Origin of the sequence: Curtobacterium sp. SORGH_AS_0776 (genome assembly GCF_031453355.1) — a bacterium.
Lineage (GTDB): Bacteria > Actinomycetota > Actinomycetes > Actinomycetales > Microbacteriaceae > Curtobacterium.
Window position 1 is genome coordinate 924,352 of record NZ_JAVIYU010000001.1, and the last position, 18,306, is coordinate 942,657.

Below are 18,306 nucleotides of genomic sequence, written 5' to 3' on the forward strand. Positions count from 1 at the left end.
GGTGGGTCAGAGGTGCAGTCGGACCTTCGTGCTGTCGAGGGCCCGCTGGAGTGGCTGGGCTGCGCGCTGGACCTTCGCCATGATGCTGGCGCCGAGCCAGATCTCGTAGAGCTCCTGCGCGAGCGACCGCGCGTCGTCGTCGAGGGTGACGGAGCCGTCGCGCTCGCCGGTGGTGATCATCCGCTCGAGGTGGTCGATGATGCCGGTGGTGCCGTCGACCAGCTGGAGTCGCATGGGCTCGGACAGGTCGGACACCTCGGCGGCGAGCTTCACGACCAGGCACTTCCCCTGGAAGTCGTCGAACGACTGCAGGTCGGTGAAGCGCTGCCAGTACTCGTCCAGCTGTTCCGCACCCGTCTTGGACGTGTCGCTCGCGATGCGGTCCATCGTCGCGAGGTAGTCGGTGAAGTAGCTCTTCATGAGCGCCTCGCCGAAGGCTTCCTTCGAGGAGAAGTAGTAGTAGAACGACCCCTTCGGGACATCGGCCTCGGACAGGACTTCCGTCAGGCCCACCGCGGTGTACCCCTTGCGCGCCATGAGGGTCTGGGCGGTGTCCAGGATGTGCTGCCTGGTGTCGATCTCCGTGGTGGCCATGGCTCGAGCGTACACGCTATTAGACCAGTCGTCTACAAGCGGGTCGATCCGCGATCCTCACTGCTCCCGCAGCAGTGTTCCGAGCAGCACGGCCAAGGCGCCGCGACCCGGTTCGTCGAGCGGTGCGAAGAGCTCCGACAGCACCTCCTCGGCGACGCGTCGACCGGACTGCAGGCGCTCCCGGCCCTCGTCGGTCAGCGCGTGCTCGATCCGTCGCCCGTGGCCGGCTGTTCGCACGATCAACCCCCGCTCGACGAGCCGGGTCGCGAGGGTCCCGAACGCCTGGTCGCTCTGGAACGTCGCAACGGCGAGGTCGTGCCCGGAGGCGTGGGGCATCCGGTCGATCGCCCGCAGCGCGTCCCACTGCACCAGGGTCACGCCGACCGGCCGGAGCGCTACGTCCATCGTCCGGTGGTTCCGGTACTGCGCCCGCTTGATCGCCTGCCCGAGGGCTTCCAGGTCCGTCGTCACAGTGCTACCGTATCAACACCAGTAAATAAACATGTTGAGAAAGGCGTGCTCATGATCCCCACACTCCCCACTGACCTGCAGGTGACCGAGGCCGGCGTGCCCGGTTCACGGACGGCGCTGGTGCTGCACGGCGGCGGCGGCCCGCGGACGGTCGCGCCGCTCGTCGAGCACCTCGCCACGACGCACCACGTCCTCGCACCGACGCACCCCGGCTGGGACGGGACGAGCCGGCCCGCGGACATCGACTCGGTGGCTGCACTCGCCGCCGCGTACCTCGAACGGCTCCTCGTCGACGGCGAACGCGACGTCGTGCTGATCGGTTCGTCGATCGGTGGGTGGATCGCCCTCGAGATGGCCGTCCAGGCTGCCGCCGATGACCGGTACGCGGGTGTGGTCGGCGCGGTGGTCGACGTCGACGGTGTCGGCGCCGTCGTCGAGGGCGAGCCGATCGCCGACTTCTTCGCGCTCGATGCTCGGGGTCTCGCCGAGGTCGCCTGGCACGACCCGGACCGCGGCTTCGTCGACCCGACCGCGCTCACGGACCAGCAGCGGGCGGTGCAGCAGTCGAACGGCGCGACGATGATCGCGGTCGCCGGGCGGACGATGAGTGACCCGACCCTCATGGAGCGGCTCGCCTCCGTCGCGGTGCCCACACTCATCGTGTTCGGGGAGAGCGACCGGGTCGTCACGCCTGCGTACGGTCGTCGAGTCGCAGCGGCCGTCCCGGGGGCGACGTTCGCCGAGGTGCCGGAAGCGGGGCACCTGCCCCACCTGGAGAACCCCGACGCGACGTGGCGCGTCCTCGACCCGTTCCTGCGCGAGCACTGACCCGCGGCCGTCGGGCCTCACGCCGGCCGGAAACGCCGCCCCACCGCTGCCGCGACCGCAGCCACGTCCACCTCCCCGTCGAGCGCAGCGAGCCGCTTCGCGAGCTTCCCCGGCCAGCAGACGTCGACACCGCGGACGGTGAACGACCCGCCCACGAGCGGCCAGTCCGCCCCGACGAAGCAAAGCGCGCCGTGCACGGGCACCGGGTCGACGAGCTCCCTGACGAGCGTCGCCTGGCGGAGGACACCGTCCACGAGCTTCGTCCGGTCGCCGCCGACGACGAGCTTCTCGACGCGCGGACGGAACAGTCCGCCCTCGACCACCAGCCGCGGCCGCTTGCCTCGGTAGTGCTTGGCGTCGACGATCCAGACGCCGGCCCGGGTGACGACGATGTGGTCGATGTTCGCGCGGGAGCCGGGGATGCGCCGGTCGTGGAGCACCACGACGTGGTCGGACGCGATGGCGTCGAGTCTCCGTCCGACCTCAGCCTCACCGACGGCGCCGGACCTCCACGCGGCGGTGCTCTGCCGCTCGCTCGAGAGTGCGACGGCGATCGTACCGATCCGCCCCTCGCCCCACGTCGAGCGGATCGTCGCCTCGTCGCGCGCCCTGCGGCGGTCGTACTCGCGCTGCGCGGACGCGCCGGCGCCGGTCGTGTGGTCGGTCCCCATGGACCCATCCAGGCAGACAGCCTGCCTCGTCCACGAGCCCCAGTGCGAGGCGCGCGAGCGACACGACGGGACGGTCGGACCACCGGACTGGAGGCGCGGCACCGGACGCCAGCCGCGCCTCCAGTCCGACAAGCGGTCACGCTGGTCCGCGCGCCCCGGCGGGGCGCAGAGTGGAGCCATGCCGACATCCGCACCCGACCCCGTCGCAGCGCCGCAGACCGTGCGCCTCCTCGGCGCCCCCTGGGGCGACACGTCCCGCCGCGGCCGCCCCTACGCGAAGGACCCCTCCGTCATCCGGTTCGGCGATCGGTACCTGCTGTACTGCTCCCTCCCGCCCGCGAGGGACGACGAGCCCGAGGGGTGGTCGGTCGGCATCGCCGAGAGCGACGACCTCGTCACGTGGCGGACCGTGGCCGAGCTGCCGTCGTTCGGGGAGTACGACCGCAGCGGTGCGGCAGCGCCCGGCGCTGTGGTGATCGACGGACGCGTCCACCTGTTCTTCCAGACCTACGGCCGGGGCCGCGAGGACTCGATCTGCCACGCCGTCAGCGACGACGGCCTGACCTTCACGCCGAACCCGGAGAACCCGGTGTTCCGCCCGACGGGGGAGTGGACCTGCGGCCGAGCGATCGACGCGGACCTGGTGGTCGCGGGCGACTGGCTGCTGCTCGGGTGGGTGACGCGTGACCCGACGATGACGACGCAGCTGCTCGGGACGGCACGAGCGCCGCTGGGGAGCGCGTACGGCCGCGCCGACTGGGAGCAGCTGTCCGTCGACGGGCCGGCGCTGGCCCCGGAGCTGCCCTGGGAGCAGGACTGCATCGAGGCGCCGGCGCTGCGGTGGGACGGCGAGACGTTCACGGTGTTCTACGCGGGCGCGTACAACAATGAGCCGCAGCAGATCGGGTGGGCGACGAGCCCGGACGGCCGGACGTGGACGCGCGGCTCCGACGAGCCGCTCGTGCCGGCGGGGCCGGAGGGGGCGTGGAACCGCTCCGAGTCCGGCCACCCGGGCTTCTTCCGCGACGAGGACGGGCGCGAGTACCTGTTCTTCCAGGGCAACCCGGACGACGGACACACGTGGTGCATCGCGGCGACGGAACTGACGTTCGTCGACGGTGCGCCGGTCGTGCAGACGGACCCCGTGGGCTGACCCCGCCGGGTCGAGGCGGTCACGAACCGCGCCGTCGAGTGCGGGGCCGGCCCGCGCGCGTGGCAAGCTTGGACGTCCCCGACGCCCCCAACCAGGAAGGCCCCGGATGCTCGAGCTCCCGGCCGTGTTCGAAGTCGGCTCCCTGATCGCCATCGTCGCGATCCTGCTGGCCGACCTCCTCGTCGTCGCGCGGCGTCCGCACGTGCCGACACTCAAGGAGTCCGGCCTGTGGGTGGGCCTCTACGTCGGCCTCGCGCTGCTGTTCGCCGTCGCGATGTTCGTCTTCGCAGGCGGGGAGCCGGCCGGGCAGTTCCTCGCGGGCTGGCTGACCGAGTACAGCCTGAGCATCGACAACCTCTTCGTGTTCGTGATCCTCATGGCGCGGTTCTCCGTGCCGAAGGCGATCCAGCAGGAGGTGCTCATGCTCGGCATCATCATCGCGCTGGTCCTGCGCGGCGTCTTCATCCTGCTCGGCGCCCGCCTGATCGAAGACTTCTCGTGGATCTTCTACCTCTTCGGGGCGTGGCTGGTGTGGACGGCGATCCAGCAGCTCCGTGGCGAGGACGACGACGATGACAAGGACAGCCTCATCGTGCGGCTGCTCCGGCGTCGGATCCGCATCACCGACACCTACGACGGCATGAAGTTCCGCATCGTGCAAGACGGCGCACGGCACTTCACGCCGCTGCTGGTGGTCCTCATCGCGATCGGGACGACCGACCTGCTGTTCGCGCTCGACTCGATCCCGGCGATCTTCGGCATCACCGAGAGCGCGTTCATCGTGTTCACCGCGAACGTCTTCGCCCTGATGGGCCTGCGGCAGCTGTACTTCCTGCTCGGCGGGTTGCTCGAGCGGTTGGTCTACCTCAAGTACGGGATCGCGGCGATCCTCGCGTTCATCGGCGTGAAGCTCGTGCTGCACGCACTGCACGGCAACGAGCTGCCGTTCATCAACGGTGGGGAGCACGTCGAGTGGGCGCCGGAGATCGGCACCGGGGTGTCGTTGCTGGTCATCGTCGTGGCGATGGGTGTGGCGACCGGGGCGAGCCTGCTGCGGATGCGCCGCGAGGACGAGTCGCACGACGAGGTCTCCCGCGACGCCGGCACGGCGTAGCGGTCCTGCACCGCGCCCGTCGCGCGCGTCCGGCGGTGGACGCACCACGAGACGGACTGGAGGCGCGGGTCGGGCCCGCACCGTCCCTCCAGGCACGGCCGTCACCCCGCTGGCGCGGTGCGCCGGAACCGGCTGGTGCGGTCCGCTAGCGTCGACACCGGACCCCGCCACCGCCACCCCCTCACGAACCGGATCGAGCAACGATGCCTGACGTCCACCGCCCCGCCGACGACCGCTACGAGCGACTCCCGTACCAGCGCGTCGGGAGGAGCGGCCTGCTCCTGCCCGGCATCTCCCTCGGGCTGTGGAACAACTTCGGCGCCGACCGAGCGCTCACGACGCAGCGCGACATCGTGCTGCACGCGTTCGACCGCGGGATCACCCACTTCGACCTCGCGAACAACTACGGCCCGCCGCCCGGAGCCGCCGAGGAGCAGTTCGGTCGCATCCTCGAGTCGGACCTCGGGCCGTTCCGCGACGAGATCGTGGTGTCGACGAAGGCCGGCTACGACATGTGGCCCGGTCCGTACGGCAACTGGGGCTCGCGCAAGTCCATGCTCGCCTCGCTCGACCAGTCGCTCGGACGCCTCGGGCTCGAGTACGTCGACGTCTTCTACTCGCACCGGCCGGACCCCGAGACCCCGATCGAGGAGACCGTCAGCGCCCTCGTGACCGCGGTCCGCTCGGGCAAGGCGCTCTACGCCGGGATCTCGAACTACGACCCGGCGCAGACGGCCGCCGCGGCCGAGGCGCTCGCCGCCGAGGACATCCACCTGCTCATCCACCAGCCGCGCTACAACATGTTCGACCGGGTCCCCGAGGACGGGCTCTTCGACGAGCTGCTCCGTCTGGGGACCGGCGCGATCGTGTTCTCGCCGCTGGCCGGTGGCCTGCTGACGGACCGCTACCTCGACGGCTCGGTGCCGGTCGGGTCGCGGGCGGCGGAGGGACGCTGGTTCGGCGCGGACCGGATCGACGACGAGTACCTGACGACCGCGCGGGCTCTGAACGACATCGCCGTGTCCCGTGGGCAGACGCTCGCGCAGCTCGCCATCACGTGGGTGCTCCGGCAACCGGCGGTCACGTCCGCGCTCGTCGGGGCGTCGAGCGTCCGGCAGCTCGACGGGACGCTCGACGCCCTCGAGGGTGCGCCTCTGACCGGCGAGGAGCTCGCGGCCATCGACGCGCTGGTGCCGCGCGGCTGAGTCCGGGCGGCGCGCTGGCCGGGAGGCTGCGTCCGGGCGGCGCGCTGGCCGGGAGGCTGCGTCCGGGCCAGGATGGTCCCATGACGGACCACGCCGAGATGATCCACCCCGACGTCGCACCGAGCGGACCCGGGTGCGTCGAGTGCGACGCCACCGGGTCCTGGTGGGTGCACCTGCGCCGGTGCGCCGCGTGCGGCCACGTCGGCTGCTGCGACGACTCGCTGGACACCCACGCCACCCGGCACTGGGAGGAGACCGGGCACGCGGTCATCCAGAGCTACGAGCCCGGCGAGACGTGGTCGTACGACTACCGCGACCACTCGACGTTCGAGGGCGTGGAGCTCGCGGCGCCGACGAGTCACCCCGTGGAACAGGCAGTCCCCGGGCCGGCGGATCGCCTGCCCGGGGACTGGTTGGAACTGCTCGGCGGGTCGCGCTGACCCGCCGGGTCCGATCAGGACGCGCTAGCTCGCGCTGACGGCCTCGTCGCGGCGCGGGAGCGTCCAGCCCGGGCGCACGAAGTGGCACGTGTAACCGTGCGGGTGCTTCTCGAGGTAGTCCTGGTGCTCCTCCTCGGCCTCCCAGAAGTCGCCGGCGGGCTCGACCTCGGTGACGACCTTGCCCGGCCAGATGCCGGACGCGTCGACGTCGGCGATCGTGTCGAGGGCGACCTCGCGCTGCTCGTCGTTCGTGTAGAACACCGCGGAGCGGTAGCTGCGGCCGACGTCGTTGCCCTGGCGGTCCTTCGTCGACGGGTCGTGGATCTGGAAGAAGAACTCGAGCAGGTCACGGTAGGAGATCTGCGACGGGTCGAAGACGATCTCGACCGACTCGGCGTGGTCGCCGTGGTTCCGGTAGGTGGCGTTCGGGGTGTCGCCGCCGGAGTAGCCGACGCGCGTGCTGATCACACCGGGACGGCGACGGAGGAGCTGCTGCGCTCCCCAGAAACACCCGCCGGCGAGGATGGCGGTTTCGGTGGTGGTCATGGTGGCCTCCTGAGGTCGTCGTTGCCGCTGGCTGCGGCATCACCCGGTGCAACCGGCAACACCCGCCGACTGTTCCCGCGCTCAGCCCATCGTGCCCCTGGTCGCGCGACGCCGGAGAGCGGCCGTCCAGCCGAGGGACGTGACCCCGGCTCCGACCAGGGCCTTCGCGAGGCCGCCGACGACGAACGGGTACAGCCCGTACTCGAGCGTGCGCTGCAGGTCGAGCCCGAGCGACACGGCGAGCCAGGCCATCCCGGCGGCAAACGTGACGACCGTGCCGAGCACGAAGGAGAGCAACGCCGCGGTGAACCGGCGGTCGCCGAACCGCTCCGCGACCCACCCGACGAGCGCCGCGGCGGCGACGAACCCGACGACGTAGCCGCCCGTCGGGCCGACCAGGACGTCGGCTCCGCCGGTCCCGTCGGCGAAGACCGGCAGCCCCACGACGCCGAGCAGCGCGTAGACGAGCATCGACAGTGCTCCGCGGCGAGCGCCGAGCGCGCTGCCGACGAGCAGGACGGCCAGCGTCTGCCCCGTGATCGGCACCGGCCAGAGCGGGACGGACACCTGGGCGGCACCGGCGGTCAGCAGTGCGCCGCCGACGACGAGGGCGGTGCTGACCAGGGCGGTGCGGGGGAGCACGACGTCGGCGAGCGGGCGGAGGGCGGTGGTCCGGACGGGCGCGTGGGCGTGGTCGGTCATGGGGTGTCCTGTCGGGTCGTGTGTGGGTCGCGTCGTGTGTGGGTCGCGTCAGACGGCCGCTGCGGCGAGCAGGGCGTCGGCTTCGCGTCGGGCGGCGGCGACGGCGTCGGGGCCGAGCCCGCACGCGCGGAGGCAGGTGCCGGTGATCGCCTCGCGGTCGTGGTCGTCCACCTCGCCGGTGCGGCGCAGCTGGATGACGGTCTCGGCGAGCTGGATGAGGATGCCGCCGAGGAGCTCCGGCGCGACCGTGCCCCGGACGTCCTCGGTCGCGGCCAGGGCCCCGAGTCGGCCGTAGGTGTCCTGCAACTCCTGCCGGTCGGCCCGGAAGCCCTCGTACCGCTCGCCCTGCACCTCCGGCAGGAGGTAGAGCGTGCCGATGTTGTGCGGCGTCCGCGCGAGGGTGTCGATGTCGATGAGGACCAGGGCCGCGAGTGCGCCCGCGGCGGAGACGGATCCGGGCACGCGTTCCTCGAGGCCGCGCACCACGTCGAGGCTCGGGCGGACCGAGGTCGTGAGGAGCTCGACGAGCACCTCGTCCTTGCCGGCGAAGTGGTAGTACAGCGAGGCCTGCCGGATGCCGACCCGTTCGGCGATCGCCCGGGTCGAGGTGGCGCTGAAGCCGTTCTCGACGAACAGGGCCGCCGCGGCGTCGAGTATCTGGTCGCGGGGGCTCAGCCCGGACGCGGTGTCCGGGACGACCCGCGGTCTGCCGAGTCGGGCGGGCCGGTCGTCGGAGGACATGGCCCCATCCTCGCAGCCGGCCGTCACACGCGCTCCCGGGCCGCGTGCTCCCGGTACGTCCGCCAGCCGCCGTGGTGCGTGATGTCCTCGGCGCCCTCGACGGCGACGGCCTCGACCGTGAACCCGGTGACGTCCGTGCCGTCGTCGAGCGTCACGGTGCCGATCGCCATCGGTGCGGGCAGCGCGGCGACGAAGGTCCCGAAGCCCGCCGCCGGGAGCCGCCAGACCTCGCCGGCGATCCCGGCGCCGTCCGGCGCCGCCGCTCCGGCGGAGGGGGCGACCGAGCGCGTCCGGACCAGTCCGGGCTTGGGCGGCACGGTGTCGAGGGCGTACAGCCGGTAGTCGGAGGCGGTGCGCGCCTCCCGGACGAACGTCCCGCCCGCGGCGACGAGCTGCCCGTTCAGCGGCTGGTCCCGCAGGTGTGCGCCGACGACCACGAGGTCGACCGTCGGTGCGGCGAAGGCCGCAGCGAGTGCCGCGAGGCGGCGGTCGGTGAACGCGGGGCCGGTCAGCATGACGCCGAACGGCAGCCCGTCCACGAAGCCGGCCGGGACCGCGAGCGACGCCATGTCGAGCAGGTTCGCGAAGTTCGTGTACCGCCCCATCCGGCTGTTCGCGCCGATCGGGTCCGCGGCGACCTCGTCGAGGGTGGGGTGCCAGGTCGTGGTGGGGGTGAGCAGCGCGGTGGTGCCGTCGAGGGCGGCTCGACCGGCAGCGCCGAACGCGTCGAGTCGCTCCTGGTCGGCGAAGAGCTCCGCGGCGGTGGGGGCCGCGCCGCCGAGCACGATCCTGGCGACCGTCGGGTCGAGGTCGTCGCCGATCCGGTCGCGGTTCGCCTCGATGTGGGCGCCGACCGCTGCGTACCGCTCGGCCACGAACGCGCCCTCGTAGAGCAGCGCAGCGGCGTCGAGCAGCGGTGCGATGTCGACCTCGACGACCTCGTGCCCGAGGGCGCGGAACCGGTCGACGGCCTGGCCGAACGCATCCGCCCAGCCGGGCGCGAGCCCCTCGAGCTGCGACGGCAGCGGGACCGCGATCCGCGGCACGGCGGGGAGGACGACGAGCGACCCGTCCACGAGCGCTGCGTCCGGTCGGGCGAGCGGGTCGGTGCCGTCCGGGCCGGCCATGAGCTCGGTGGCGGTCCGGGCGGTGTCGAGCGACCGGGCGAAGACGGTGACGCAGTCCTGCGACCGGCAGGCCGGGACGACGCCGGTGTTCGGGACGAGACCCTTCGTGGGCTTCACGCCGACGAGGTGGTTCAGGGCTGCCGGCACCCGGCCGGAGCCCGCGGTGTCGGTACCGAGCGCGAAGTCGACGATGCCGAGGGCGACGGCGGTCGCGCTGCCGCTCGAGGAGCCTCCGGAGATCCGGGTGGGGTCCCAGGCGTTCCGGACGGCACCGAAGGGTGACCGGGTGCCGACCAGCCCGGTGGCGAACTGGTCGAGGTTCGTCTTGCCGACGACGACAGCGCCCGCGGCCCGGAGACGAGCGACCGCGGTGGCGTCGGCCGTCGGCGTGTACGCGTAGGAGCGGGACGCGGCCGTGGTCGGGAGTCCGGCGACGTCGATGTTGTCCTTGACGGCGACGAGCATCCCGGCGAGCGGCAGGGCCGGGTCGACGGCCTGGGCTTCGGCCACGACGGCGGCTCGGTCGCGCAGGGTGATCCAGACCTCGGGACGGTCGACGGCGTCGATCCGGTCGAAGGCTGCGTGCACACGGTCCGCCGCGGTGCTGCCCCCGCTCACGCCGGTGCTCCGATCGCTGCCAGGACCTGCCCCGGGGCGACCTGGTCGCCCGGCTTGATGTAGACCTCCAACACGTGTCCTTCCACGGGTGCGTGCACCATCGACTCCATCTTCATCGCCTCCACGGCCAGCAGCCGCTGACCCTCGTCCACACGGTCGCCCGGTCGGACGTCCACCTGCCACACGGTCGAGGTGAACGGTGCGGTCACCGCCGTGGCACCGGCGGGCAGGACCACCTCGTCCGGCAGCACCACGGCGGGTTCGTCGCGGACGTCGAACTCACCCGAGGCCCGCCACCGTTCCTTCTCCTCGTCGAACGCCCGGGCCTGCTGCGCGCGGAAGTCCGCGATCGAGGTGGCGTTCTCACCGAGGAACCGCTTGTACGAGGCGATCGAGAACTCGCCGTCCACGGTCTCGAAGTCCCCGCGGCCGGCGTCGGTCTCGGCGCGCAGCTCGAGCAGCTCCTCCGCCCCGACCGGGTACCACTCGATGCGGTCGAAGAAGCGCAGCGCCCACGGGTCCTCCTGGAACAGGCCGCCGCGGCGGAACCGGTTCCAGATCTGCACGGTGCGGCCGACGAACTGGTAGCCGCCGGGCCCCTCCATGCCGTAGATGCAGAGGTACGCGCCGCCGATGCCGACGGAGTTCTCCGCCGTCCAGGTGCGGGCGGGGTTGTACTTCGTCGTGACGAGCCGGTGCCGGGGGTCGAGCGGCGTGGCGACCGGCGCACCGAGGTACACGTCGCCCAGCCCGAGCACGAGGTAGCTCGCGTCGAAGACCGTGCGGAACACGTCGTCCACGCTGTCGAGCCCGTTGATCCGCCGGATGAACTCGATGTTCCACGGCGTCCACGGGGCGTCGTTCCGCACGCCGGCCATGTACCGCTCGATCGCGAGCCGGGTGGCCGGGTCGTCCCACGACAGCGGCAGCTTGACGGTGCGCGACGGCACGACGAGCTGGTCCGTCGGCGGGATCTCGTCCTCGAGCTCGCGCAGGAGACCCGCCATCGTGCTCGCCTTCAGCACGCTCGCGTCGGTGTGCACCTGCAGCGAGCGGATACCGGGGGTGATGTCGAGGATGCCGCGTGGCGCCTCCTCCTGCAGCTTCGTCATGAGGGCGTGCACGCGCATCCGCAGCGCGATGTCGAGGGTCATGTCGCCGTACTCGACGAGGACGTTGTCGTCGCCGTCGCGTCGGTACGCGACACCCGGTCGGGCGCCGGTCGCGTCCAGGCGCGCGATCACCCCGTCGTCGCCGTCGCCGCCGGTGCGGGGGACGGTCCGGGAGGCGCGGTTCGCCTCGAGCGCGGCGGCGTCGGCTTCGCGGACGGGCACGAACCGGACCGTGTCGCCCGGTCGGAGCTGGCCCAGCTTCCACAGGTCGCCGCTGGCGACCACCGCGGGGCAGACGAAGCCGCCGAGGGAGGGGCCGTCCGGTCCGAGGATGATCGGGGTGTCGCCGGTGAAGTCGATCGCCCCGACCGCGTACGGGGTGTCGTGGATGTTCGACGGGTGCAGGCCCGCCTCGCCGCCGTCGGTCCGCGCCCAGCCCGGTCGGGGGCCGATGAGCCGGACGCCGGTGCGTGCGGAGTTGTGGTGCACGGCGTAGTCGGTGGCGTAGAAGACGTCGAGGTCGGCGCGCGTGAAGAAGTCCGGCGCCGCGTGCGGTCCCTCGGTGACGGCGATCTCCCACGCGTCGGTGAGCGCGGTGCGTCGCTCGGTCGGGGTCGGGCCGCCGACCAGGCCGAGCCGGGTGCCGACCGGGAAGGCCGGGTGCGGGGCGTCCGAGTCCGGGGACCCGGGACGGAGCACGTCGCCGGCGAGCAGGGCCCGGCCGGCGTGGCCGCCGAACCCGCCGAGCGTGAACGTCGCGGCGGAACCGAGGTAGGTCGGGACGTCGAAGCCGCCGCGGACGGCCAGGTAGCTCCGGAGCCCTGGGCCGGGAGCAGCACCGATCGCGAGGGTCTGGCCGGCACCGACCTCGACGGGCTCCCAGAGCTGCACCGGCTCCCCGTCCAGGGTCACCGGCACCGGGGCGCCCGTGAGGGCCACGACGGCCGCGGTGGAGAACCGCAGCGTCGGACCGGTCGCGGTGATCTCCAGGGCGGGGGCGCCGTCCGGGTTGCCCACCGCACGGTTGGCCTCGGCGAAGGAGGCGCCGTCGAACGGACCGCTCGGCGGCACACCGACCTGCCAGTAGCCGACCCGACCGGGCAGGTCCTGGATCATCGTCATCGTGCCGGGCACGACGACGTCGATCCGCGGGTCCGGGTCGTCGGTCTCGTCGAGCGTCGACGTGGAGTGCGTGGCGGTGCGGAGCTCGAGGTCGTCGGTCAGGGAACGGAGCAGCCCGGCGTTCGTGACGATGCCGTCGACACGGGTGTCGGCGAGGGCGTCCCGGAGCAGGTCGAGGGCGTCGTCACGGGTCTCCCCGGTGGCGATGACCTTCGCGAGCATGGGGTCGTAGAACGCGGAGACCTCGGAGCCGGTCTCGACCCAGCCGTCGATGCGGACGCCGTCGCGCTCGGGGAACACCGCCTGGGTGACGAGGCCGCTCGACGGGAGCGACCCCTTGGCCGGGTCCTCGGCGTAGACGCGGGCCTCGACGGCGTGGCCGATCGGGGTCCACGCGCGCGTGAACACCTCGGGGTCGATGCCGGCAGCGCCGTCGCGGGCCAGGCGGAGCATGAGCTCGACGAGGTCGACGCCGAAGACCTCCTCGGTCACCGGGTGCTCCACCTGGAGCCGGGTGTTCACCTCGAGGAACGACGCCTCCTCGCGGACCGGGTCGTAGACGAACTCGACCGTGCCGGCGCTGCGGTACCCGACGCTCTCGGCGAGCCGACGGGCGGACGCGTGCAGCGCCTCCCGGACCTGCTGGGGGAGCGCCGGGGCCGGAGCCTCCTCGATGACCTTCTGGTTGCGGCGCTGGAGCGAGCAGTCGCGGTCGCCGATCACGGCGACGCGGCCCTCGCCGTCGCCGAAGAGCTGGACCTCGACGTGCCGCGCCGGCCGGACCAGCCGCTCGAGGAAGATGCCGGCGGACCCGAACGCGGCGGAAGCGGTGCGCTCGACGCTCGCGTACGCCTGTCGGACCTCGTCCAGGGTCGCGCACGCCTGCATGCCGATCCCGCCGCCACCGCCGGTGGCCTTGAGCATGACCGGCAGGCCGATGCGATCCGCCTCGGCGACGGCCTCGTCGACGTCCGCGAGGAGACCGGTGCCCGCGAGCATCGGCACGCCGGCGGCAGCGGCGAGCTCGCGCGCGGTGTGCTTCGCGCCGAACTGCACGATCTGCTCGGCCGTCGGGCCGACGAAGCGGATCCCGGCGGCCTCGCACGCCGCGGCGAACGCGGTGTTCTCGGACAGGAAGCCGTACCCGGGGTGCACGAGACCGGCGCCGGAGTCGATCGCCGCGCGCACCACGGCGTCGATGTCGAGGTAGGACTCGCGGGCCGGTGCCGGGCCGAGCCGGACGGCGACGTCGGCCTCGCGGACGTGCGGGGCGGCGCGGTCGGCGTCCGAGTACACGGCGACGGTGCGCATCCCGAGCGCCTTCGCGGAGCGGATCACGCGGCGGGCGATCTCACCGCGGTTGGCGACGAGGACGGTGTCGGTGGAGAGCGCGGCGTTCACGGCTGGACCACGATCATCCGGAGAGGCGTGCAGGAGAAGTCGTTGCAGGGGTTGTTCATCTGCGGGCAGTTGGAGACGATCACGAGGACGTCCCGCTCGGCCCGGATCGCGACGCGCTTGCCGGGGGCGCTCATGCCGTCGACGATGCCGAGCGCGCCGTCCTCCTCGACGGGGACGTTCATGAACCAGTTGAGGTTCGACACGATGTCCCGAGCCCCCAGTCCGTGTCGGCCGGCCTCGGCGAGGAAGTTCTCGCGGCAGCCGTGCTGGTACTGCGTGTGGTGGCCGTAGCGGAGCGTGTTGGACTCCTTCGAGCACGCGCCGCCGATGGTGTCCTGCCGGTCGATCTCGTTCGCGACGACCGTCATCAGGGGACGGCCCTCGTTCGACATGAGCACGGTGCCGGTCCGGACGTAGGCGTTGCCCTGTGCCGCCAGGGTGTCCGGCACGCTGTAGCGCTCGTCGGGGTCGTGCGCGTCGTAGACCAGGCAGTCGGCGCTCTGGTTGCCGCCGACGTCGACGATCGTGAGCACCTCGCCGGCGCGCACGACGGCGGACCACGGCGCGAGCGGCGCGACACGGTCGTCGCGGACCACGGTCCCGGGGACGAGGGACTCACTCCAGTCGAGCGGGACGTCGGGGCCGTGGACAGCGCCCATCGGCACGGTCGTGGTCAGGGTTCCGGTCATCACAGGCCTCGCGCTTCCGCGTAGTCGATCGAGTTCAGGTGCGCCCGGTACAGCTCCGGGGCCGCGGTCGCCCGGGGGTCGGTGTGGGCGGTCGGCGTGCCGCGCCAGGCGTGCACGCGCAGGGGGCCGACCGTGTACTCGGGTCGGGGGTCGACCGGGTGGGCGACGTTCGCCACGAGGACGAGCAGGGGCAGCTCGGCGACCAGCGTGACGTGGTGACCGGGCCCGGCACTGCCCGTCGGCGTCAGCGAGCCGTCGGCCTCGACGTGGACGCCCTGGAAGAACGAGATGCTCGGGGGCAGGTCCCGCTTCGACAGCCCGTGCTTCGCCGCAGCCTTCGCGAGGAGCGACCGCCCGCTCGGCGTCGGTCCCTCGGGTGCCGCTCCGCCGTACTTGCGCTCGTTCCACGCGTCGGTGGAGGTGCCGCAGAAGGCGTCGTGGTGGCCGGAGGTGTCCTCGACCACGGTCGCCAGAACACGGCCGTCGCCGCTGAGCAGGGGCGAGCCCTGGCCGAGGTACGCCTGCCACGGGATCTTTTGGGTGTCGGCCACGTTCAGGCGCTCCCACGGCTCCAGGGCGTTGAACACCAGCAGGTTCGCGCACGCGTCGCCGGTCGGGTCGTCGAACCGGAGCCGGGACCCGCGGGCGAGGACCTTGTGGGTGTACCCGCCCGGGGCGACCGTCTCGGCCCAGACGAGGTCGGCCGGGTCCACGCCCTCTGGTGCGAACGGGGCCGACGAGGCGGGGAGGTACGGCATCCAGTCGGACGTCGTGCCGCCCTGGGCGCGGGCGTCCGAGCGTGAGGCGGTCACGCTGTCGGTCTGGTGCAGGTCACGCACGGTGGTTCCTTCCGGTGGTGCGGGCGGTGCGGGTGCTGGTGTGCGGGAGCGGGCCGGTCCCGGCCGGCCCGCCCCCTCGCTCAGGCGTCGACGGGGGTGGGTGCGGTGTGCGGCACCTCGGCCAACGTGATCGGCCCGTGTGCGCGGTGCCGCCACGACGACCACGCCCAGCCGACGAGCAGCACGGCGCCGATGAACAGCAGCGCGCTGTACTGCAGCCACCACGAGTCACCGGTGAGGTCGTAGATCTCCGGGCGGGGCCAGATCAGGTTGACCGCCATGCCGATCTGGAACGCGACGGCGAGGGTGTTCAGCGGGATCCCCCACCGACCGAGCGTGAAGAGCGGCGCCCCGGCCTCGTCGACGCCGCCGGGCAGCCCGGTGCGTCGGAGCCGGATGCGCTGGACGAGCAGCGGGCCCGTGACCCCGAGGTACGCCAGGTAGAGCATCGCGATGCAGAGGCTGGAGAGGGCGGTGAAGATCGCGGACTGGCCGATGTTGACGGCGAGGGCGAGTCCCGCACCGACACCGACGACGACCGAGGCCGCGATCGGGGTGCCCGTGCGGGGCGAGACGCGGGCGAGCGTGCGGTGGAAGGGCAGCGCCTTCTCGCGGGCCATCGAGTAGACCATGCGGGCACCGGCCGTCTGCACCGCGAGCGTGCAGGCGAACACCGCGACCGCGACCGTGCAGAGGAGGAGCCGGCCGAAGACGTCGCCGAGGGTGGACGTGATCACCCAGGCGAGCCCCTGCGTCGCGAGCTTGCCGTCGGTCAGGCTCGGTGCGGCGATGAGCGCGCCGATGATGAGCAGCCCGCCGCCGAGTCCGGACACGGTGAGCGCGCGGACGATCGTCTTCGGGGTCGTCCGCCGCGGGTTGTGCGTCTCCTCGGCGAGCTCGCCCGCCGAGTCGAAGCCGACCATCACGTAGGCGGCCATGAGCGACGAGGCGAGGAACGCCCACACGTACGGCTCGGTGCTCGTCGACCCCTCGGTCGAGAACACCACCGCGGGGCTCCGGTGCGGCAGGAGGAACAGGGCCGCGATCAGGACGACGACACCGACGATCTCCACGAGCACGCCGAAGCTCGTCACGCGGGCCATGAACCGGACGCTCACGATGTTGACGACCGTGGTCACGGTGAGCATCACGAGCCCGAGGACCACCGCGTTGGCCGCACCCGTCGCCGAGGCGACGGACGGATCGGCGCCGGGGCCGCCGACGACCTGGAAGCCGTCCCAGATCGCCGGCAGGACCGCCTGGACGGCGATCGCCGCGACGGCGACGGTGAGGATCTGGCCGATGATCATCGTCCAGCCGGTGAACCAGCCGAACCGGGGACCGGCGAGCCTGCTCGACCACTGGAAGATCGCGCCGGAGATCGGCCAGCGGGCGGCGAGCTGGGCGAAGTTCAGCGCGACGAGCAGCTGGCCCCCGAACACCAGCGGCCAGGCCCAGAAGAAGGCGGCGCCGCCGAGACCGAACCCGAGCCCGAAGAGCTGGAAGACCGTGGTGAGGATGGAGACGAACGAGAAGCCGGCGGCGAAGGAGGAGAACGAGCCGACCCCGCGGTGGAGCTCCTGCTCGTAGCCGAGCCGGGCGAGGCCCTGGGCGTCGGCACTGGACGTGGCGCGGGGCGTGTGGAGCGGTGCTTCGGGAGAGCGCATGGCTGCAGGCCTTTCGCGGAGTACCTGTCGGGTGACAGGTAGTGCGACCAGTGTCGTGCCGGGCTGTGTCATCGCCGTTGCCCGGCTGTTTCGGGCACGTGTCGGAAGTCGCCCGCGTGTAAACGTTCGAGGTCGGTGCGCCTCGTGGGCGACACCTGTGGACAAGAGGGATCCAAACCGATGTAGATTGGATCCGTCAAGTCCGCCACGGTGAAAGGCACGTCGTGATCCAGACCGTCCTCGGTCCCGTCGAGTCGTCCGGGACGGGCCCGGTGTCGATGCACGAGCACCTGCTCACCGACGCGAGCGCGCTGCAGCGGCCGGGGGTCGAGCAGCTCGAACCGAGCCTCGCCGTCACGGCGGACCTCGCCGCGGCCCTGCGGTGGAGTCAGCTGGCGCTGGCCGACAACCTGCGCCTCGACGACATCGACCTGCTCGCCGACGAGCTGCGGATCGCGGGTGCCGGCGGGCTCGGACTGGGGGTCGACCTCAGCTCGCTCGGCTTCGGGCCGGACCACGCCCGGCTACCCGAACTCGCGCTGGCGAGCGGCGTCGACGTCGTCGCGGGCTACGGCGCCTACCTGCCGCGCCTGGTGCCGGACTGGTTCACCGAACTCGACACCGACGGGCGACAGGGGCTGTTCGAGCGTGCGCTCACCGACGCCGTCCCGGGAACCCACTACCGCGCCGGCATCCTCGGACTGATGGGCACCACGTCGGCGTTCGCCACCGCCGAGGGCACCGAGGAACGCCGGAGCCTGACGGCAGCGGCCCGGGCCGCCGTGACCACCGGTGCAGCCGTCGTCGTCCGGCTGGCGGCCGACGCCCGGAACGGGCTCGAGGTGCTCGCACACGTGGTCGCCGAGGGTGTCGACCCGAGCCGCGTCGTCTTCTCGACGGTCGACGAGTTCCTCGACCTGCCGTACCTGCGGGACCTCGGGCAGGCCGGCGCCGTCCTCGAGCTCTGCTTCGGCAACGAGGGATCGCACGTCGGCCGGATCCGGAACGCCAGCGACCCCCAGCGCCTGGACGCCTTCCTGGCCCTGCGCGGATCGGCGCCGGAGACCCGGTGGGTGTTCGGGCACGCGACCTGGACCAAGGGGCAGCTCCGCCGTCACGGGGGACACGGCCTCGACCACCTCACCGCCCGCGTCGTCCCGGGGCTCCGCGCGCTCGGGGTGCCGGACGACGTCCTCACCCGCATCACGGTGGACGAGCCAGCCCGGTTGCTCGACCGCCCCTGAACCCACCACCGTTAGGACCCAC

17 protein-coding genes are annotated in these 18,306 nt (G+C 72.5%); 6 read left to right on the forward strand and 11 right to left on the reverse strand.

Annotated features, from left to right (window positions below; genetic code table 11):
- Window positions 1–6: 6 nt before the first annotated feature.
- Together QE359_RS04695 and QE359_RS04700 are read right to left on the reverse strand one after the other, a co-directional pair.
- Complete coding sequence (locus QE359_RS04695; RefSeq protein WP_309777891.1) at window positions 7–594, reverse strand: TetR/AcrR family transcriptional regulator; 588 nt, start codon at window positions 592–594, stop codon at window positions 7–9.
- Between the two features lie 57 nt (window positions 595–651).
- Window positions 652–1,065, reverse strand: coding sequence for a MarR family transcriptional regulator (locus QE359_RS04700; RefSeq protein WP_309777893.1), 414 nt, complete (start codon window positions 1,063–1,065; stop codon window positions 652–654).
- A gap of 51 nt (window positions 1,066–1,116) precedes the next feature.
- On the opposite strand from QE359_RS04700, the gene QE359_RS04705 reads away from it, so the two are divergent.
- On the forward strand, window positions 1,117–1,893 hold the full coding sequence (locus QE359_RS04705) for an alpha/beta hydrolase (RefSeq protein ID WP_309777895.1): 777 nt from the start codon (window positions 1,117–1,119) through the stop codon (window positions 1,891–1,893).
- Window positions 1,894–1,910: 17 nt separating this feature from the next.
- Here QE359_RS04705 and QE359_RS04710 read toward each other — a convergent pair whose 3' ends face one another.
- Window positions 1,911–2,564 carry a nuclease-related domain-containing protein gene (locus QE359_RS04710; protein ID WP_309777896.1) on the reverse strand — a complete coding sequence of 218 codons (654 nt, stop codon included), beginning with the start codon at window positions 2,562–2,564 and terminating at the stop codon, window positions 1,911–1,913.
- Window positions 2,565–2,742: 178 nt separating this feature from the next.
- Here QE359_RS04710 and QE359_RS04715 point away from each other — a divergent pair, with 178 nt between their 5' ends.
- The 4 genes from QE359_RS04715 (at window position 2,743) to QE359_RS04730 (ending at window position 6,476) form a co-directional block, all read left to right on the forward strand.
- Window positions 2,743–3,717 carry a family 43 glycosylhydrolase gene (locus QE359_RS04715; protein ID WP_309777897.1) on the forward strand — a complete coding sequence of 325 codons (975 nt, stop codon included), beginning with the start codon at window positions 2,743–2,745 and terminating at the stop codon, window positions 3,715–3,717.
- Window positions 3,718–3,823: 106 nt separating this feature from the next.
- Window positions 3,824–4,831, forward strand: coding sequence for a TerC/Alx family metal homeostasis membrane protein (locus QE359_RS04720; RefSeq protein ID WP_071296470.1), 1,008 nt, complete (start codon window positions 3,824–3,826; stop codon window positions 4,829–4,831).
- 203 nt (window positions 4,832–5,034) lie between these two features.
- Window positions 5,035–6,036, forward strand: a complete 1,002-nt coding sequence (locus QE359_RS04725) for an aldo/keto reductase (RefSeq protein WP_309777900.1) — start codon at window positions 5,035–5,037, stop codon at window positions 6,034–6,036.
- Between the two features lie 80 nt (window positions 6,037–6,116).
- Window positions 6,117–6,476: a UBP-type zinc finger domain-containing protein gene (locus QE359_RS04730; protein WP_071303276.1), complete on the forward strand. Its 360-nt coding sequence runs from the start codon at window positions 6,117–6,119 to the stop codon at window positions 6,474–6,476.
- A 24-nt stretch (window positions 6,477–6,500) separates the two neighbouring features.
- Here QE359_RS04730 and msrA read toward each other — a convergent pair whose 3' ends face one another.
- From msrA to QE359_RS04770, 8 genes are all read right to left on the reverse strand, one after another.
- Entirely contained in the window at window positions 6,501–7,022 is a 522-nt protein-coding gene (msrA, locus tag QE359_RS04735) for a peptide-methionine (S)-S-oxide reductase MsrA (RefSeq protein ID WP_092387936.1), read from the reverse strand.
- Between the two features lie 81 nt (window positions 7,023–7,103).
- Window positions 7,104–7,724: a biotin transporter BioY gene (locus QE359_RS04740; RefSeq protein ID WP_309777902.1), complete on the reverse strand. Its 621-nt coding sequence runs from the start codon at window positions 7,722–7,724 to the stop codon at window positions 7,104–7,106.
- 48 nt (window positions 7,725–7,772) lie between these two features.
- Window positions 7,773–8,465, reverse strand: a complete 693-nt coding sequence (locus QE359_RS04745; protein WP_309777904.1) for a helix-turn-helix domain-containing protein — start codon at window positions 8,463–8,465, stop codon at window positions 7,773–7,775.
- A 23-nt stretch (window positions 8,466–8,488) separates the two neighbouring features.
- Entirely contained in the window at window positions 8,489–10,210 is a 1,722-nt protein-coding gene (gene atzF, locus QE359_RS04750) for an allophanate hydrolase (protein ID WP_309777906.1), read from the reverse strand.
- On the reverse strand, window positions 10,207–13,845 hold the full coding sequence (gene uca / locus QE359_RS04755; protein WP_309777907.1) for an urea carboxylase: 3,639 nt from the start codon (window positions 13,843–13,845) through the stop codon (window positions 10,207–10,209). Before uca ends, atzF begins: the two co-directional genes overlap by 4 nt.
- Entirely contained in the window at window positions 13,842–14,504 is a 663-nt protein-coding gene (locus QE359_RS04760; protein ID WP_396127750.1) for an urea amidolyase associated protein UAAP2, read from the reverse strand. The genes uca and QE359_RS04760 overlap by 4 nt, the downstream gene beginning before the upstream one ends.
- 29 nt (window positions 14,505–14,533) lie before the next feature.
- The gene (locus QE359_RS04765) at window positions 14,534–15,373 is read right to left on the reverse strand and encodes an urea amidolyase associated protein UAAP1 (RefSeq protein ID WP_309777912.1); all 840 of its coding nucleotides are present in this window, start codon (window positions 15,371–15,373) and stop codon (window positions 14,534–14,536) included.
- Between the two features lie 80 nt (window positions 15,374–15,453).
- Window positions 15,454–17,040 (reverse strand): amino acid permease, encoded by a 1,587-nt coding sequence (locus QE359_RS04770; protein WP_309777913.1) that lies wholly within the window; start codon window positions 17,038–17,040, stop codon window positions 15,454–15,456.
- A gap of 224 nt (window positions 17,041–17,264) precedes the next feature.
- Here QE359_RS04770 and QE359_RS04775 point away from each other — a divergent pair, with 224 nt between their 5' ends.
- Window positions 17,265–18,284 carry a hypothetical protein gene (locus tag QE359_RS04775; RefSeq protein WP_309777914.1) on the forward strand — a complete coding sequence of 340 codons (1,020 nt, stop codon included), beginning with the start codon at window positions 17,265–17,267 and terminating at the stop codon, window positions 18,282–18,284.
- Window positions 18,285–18,306 lie beyond the last annotated feature (22 nt).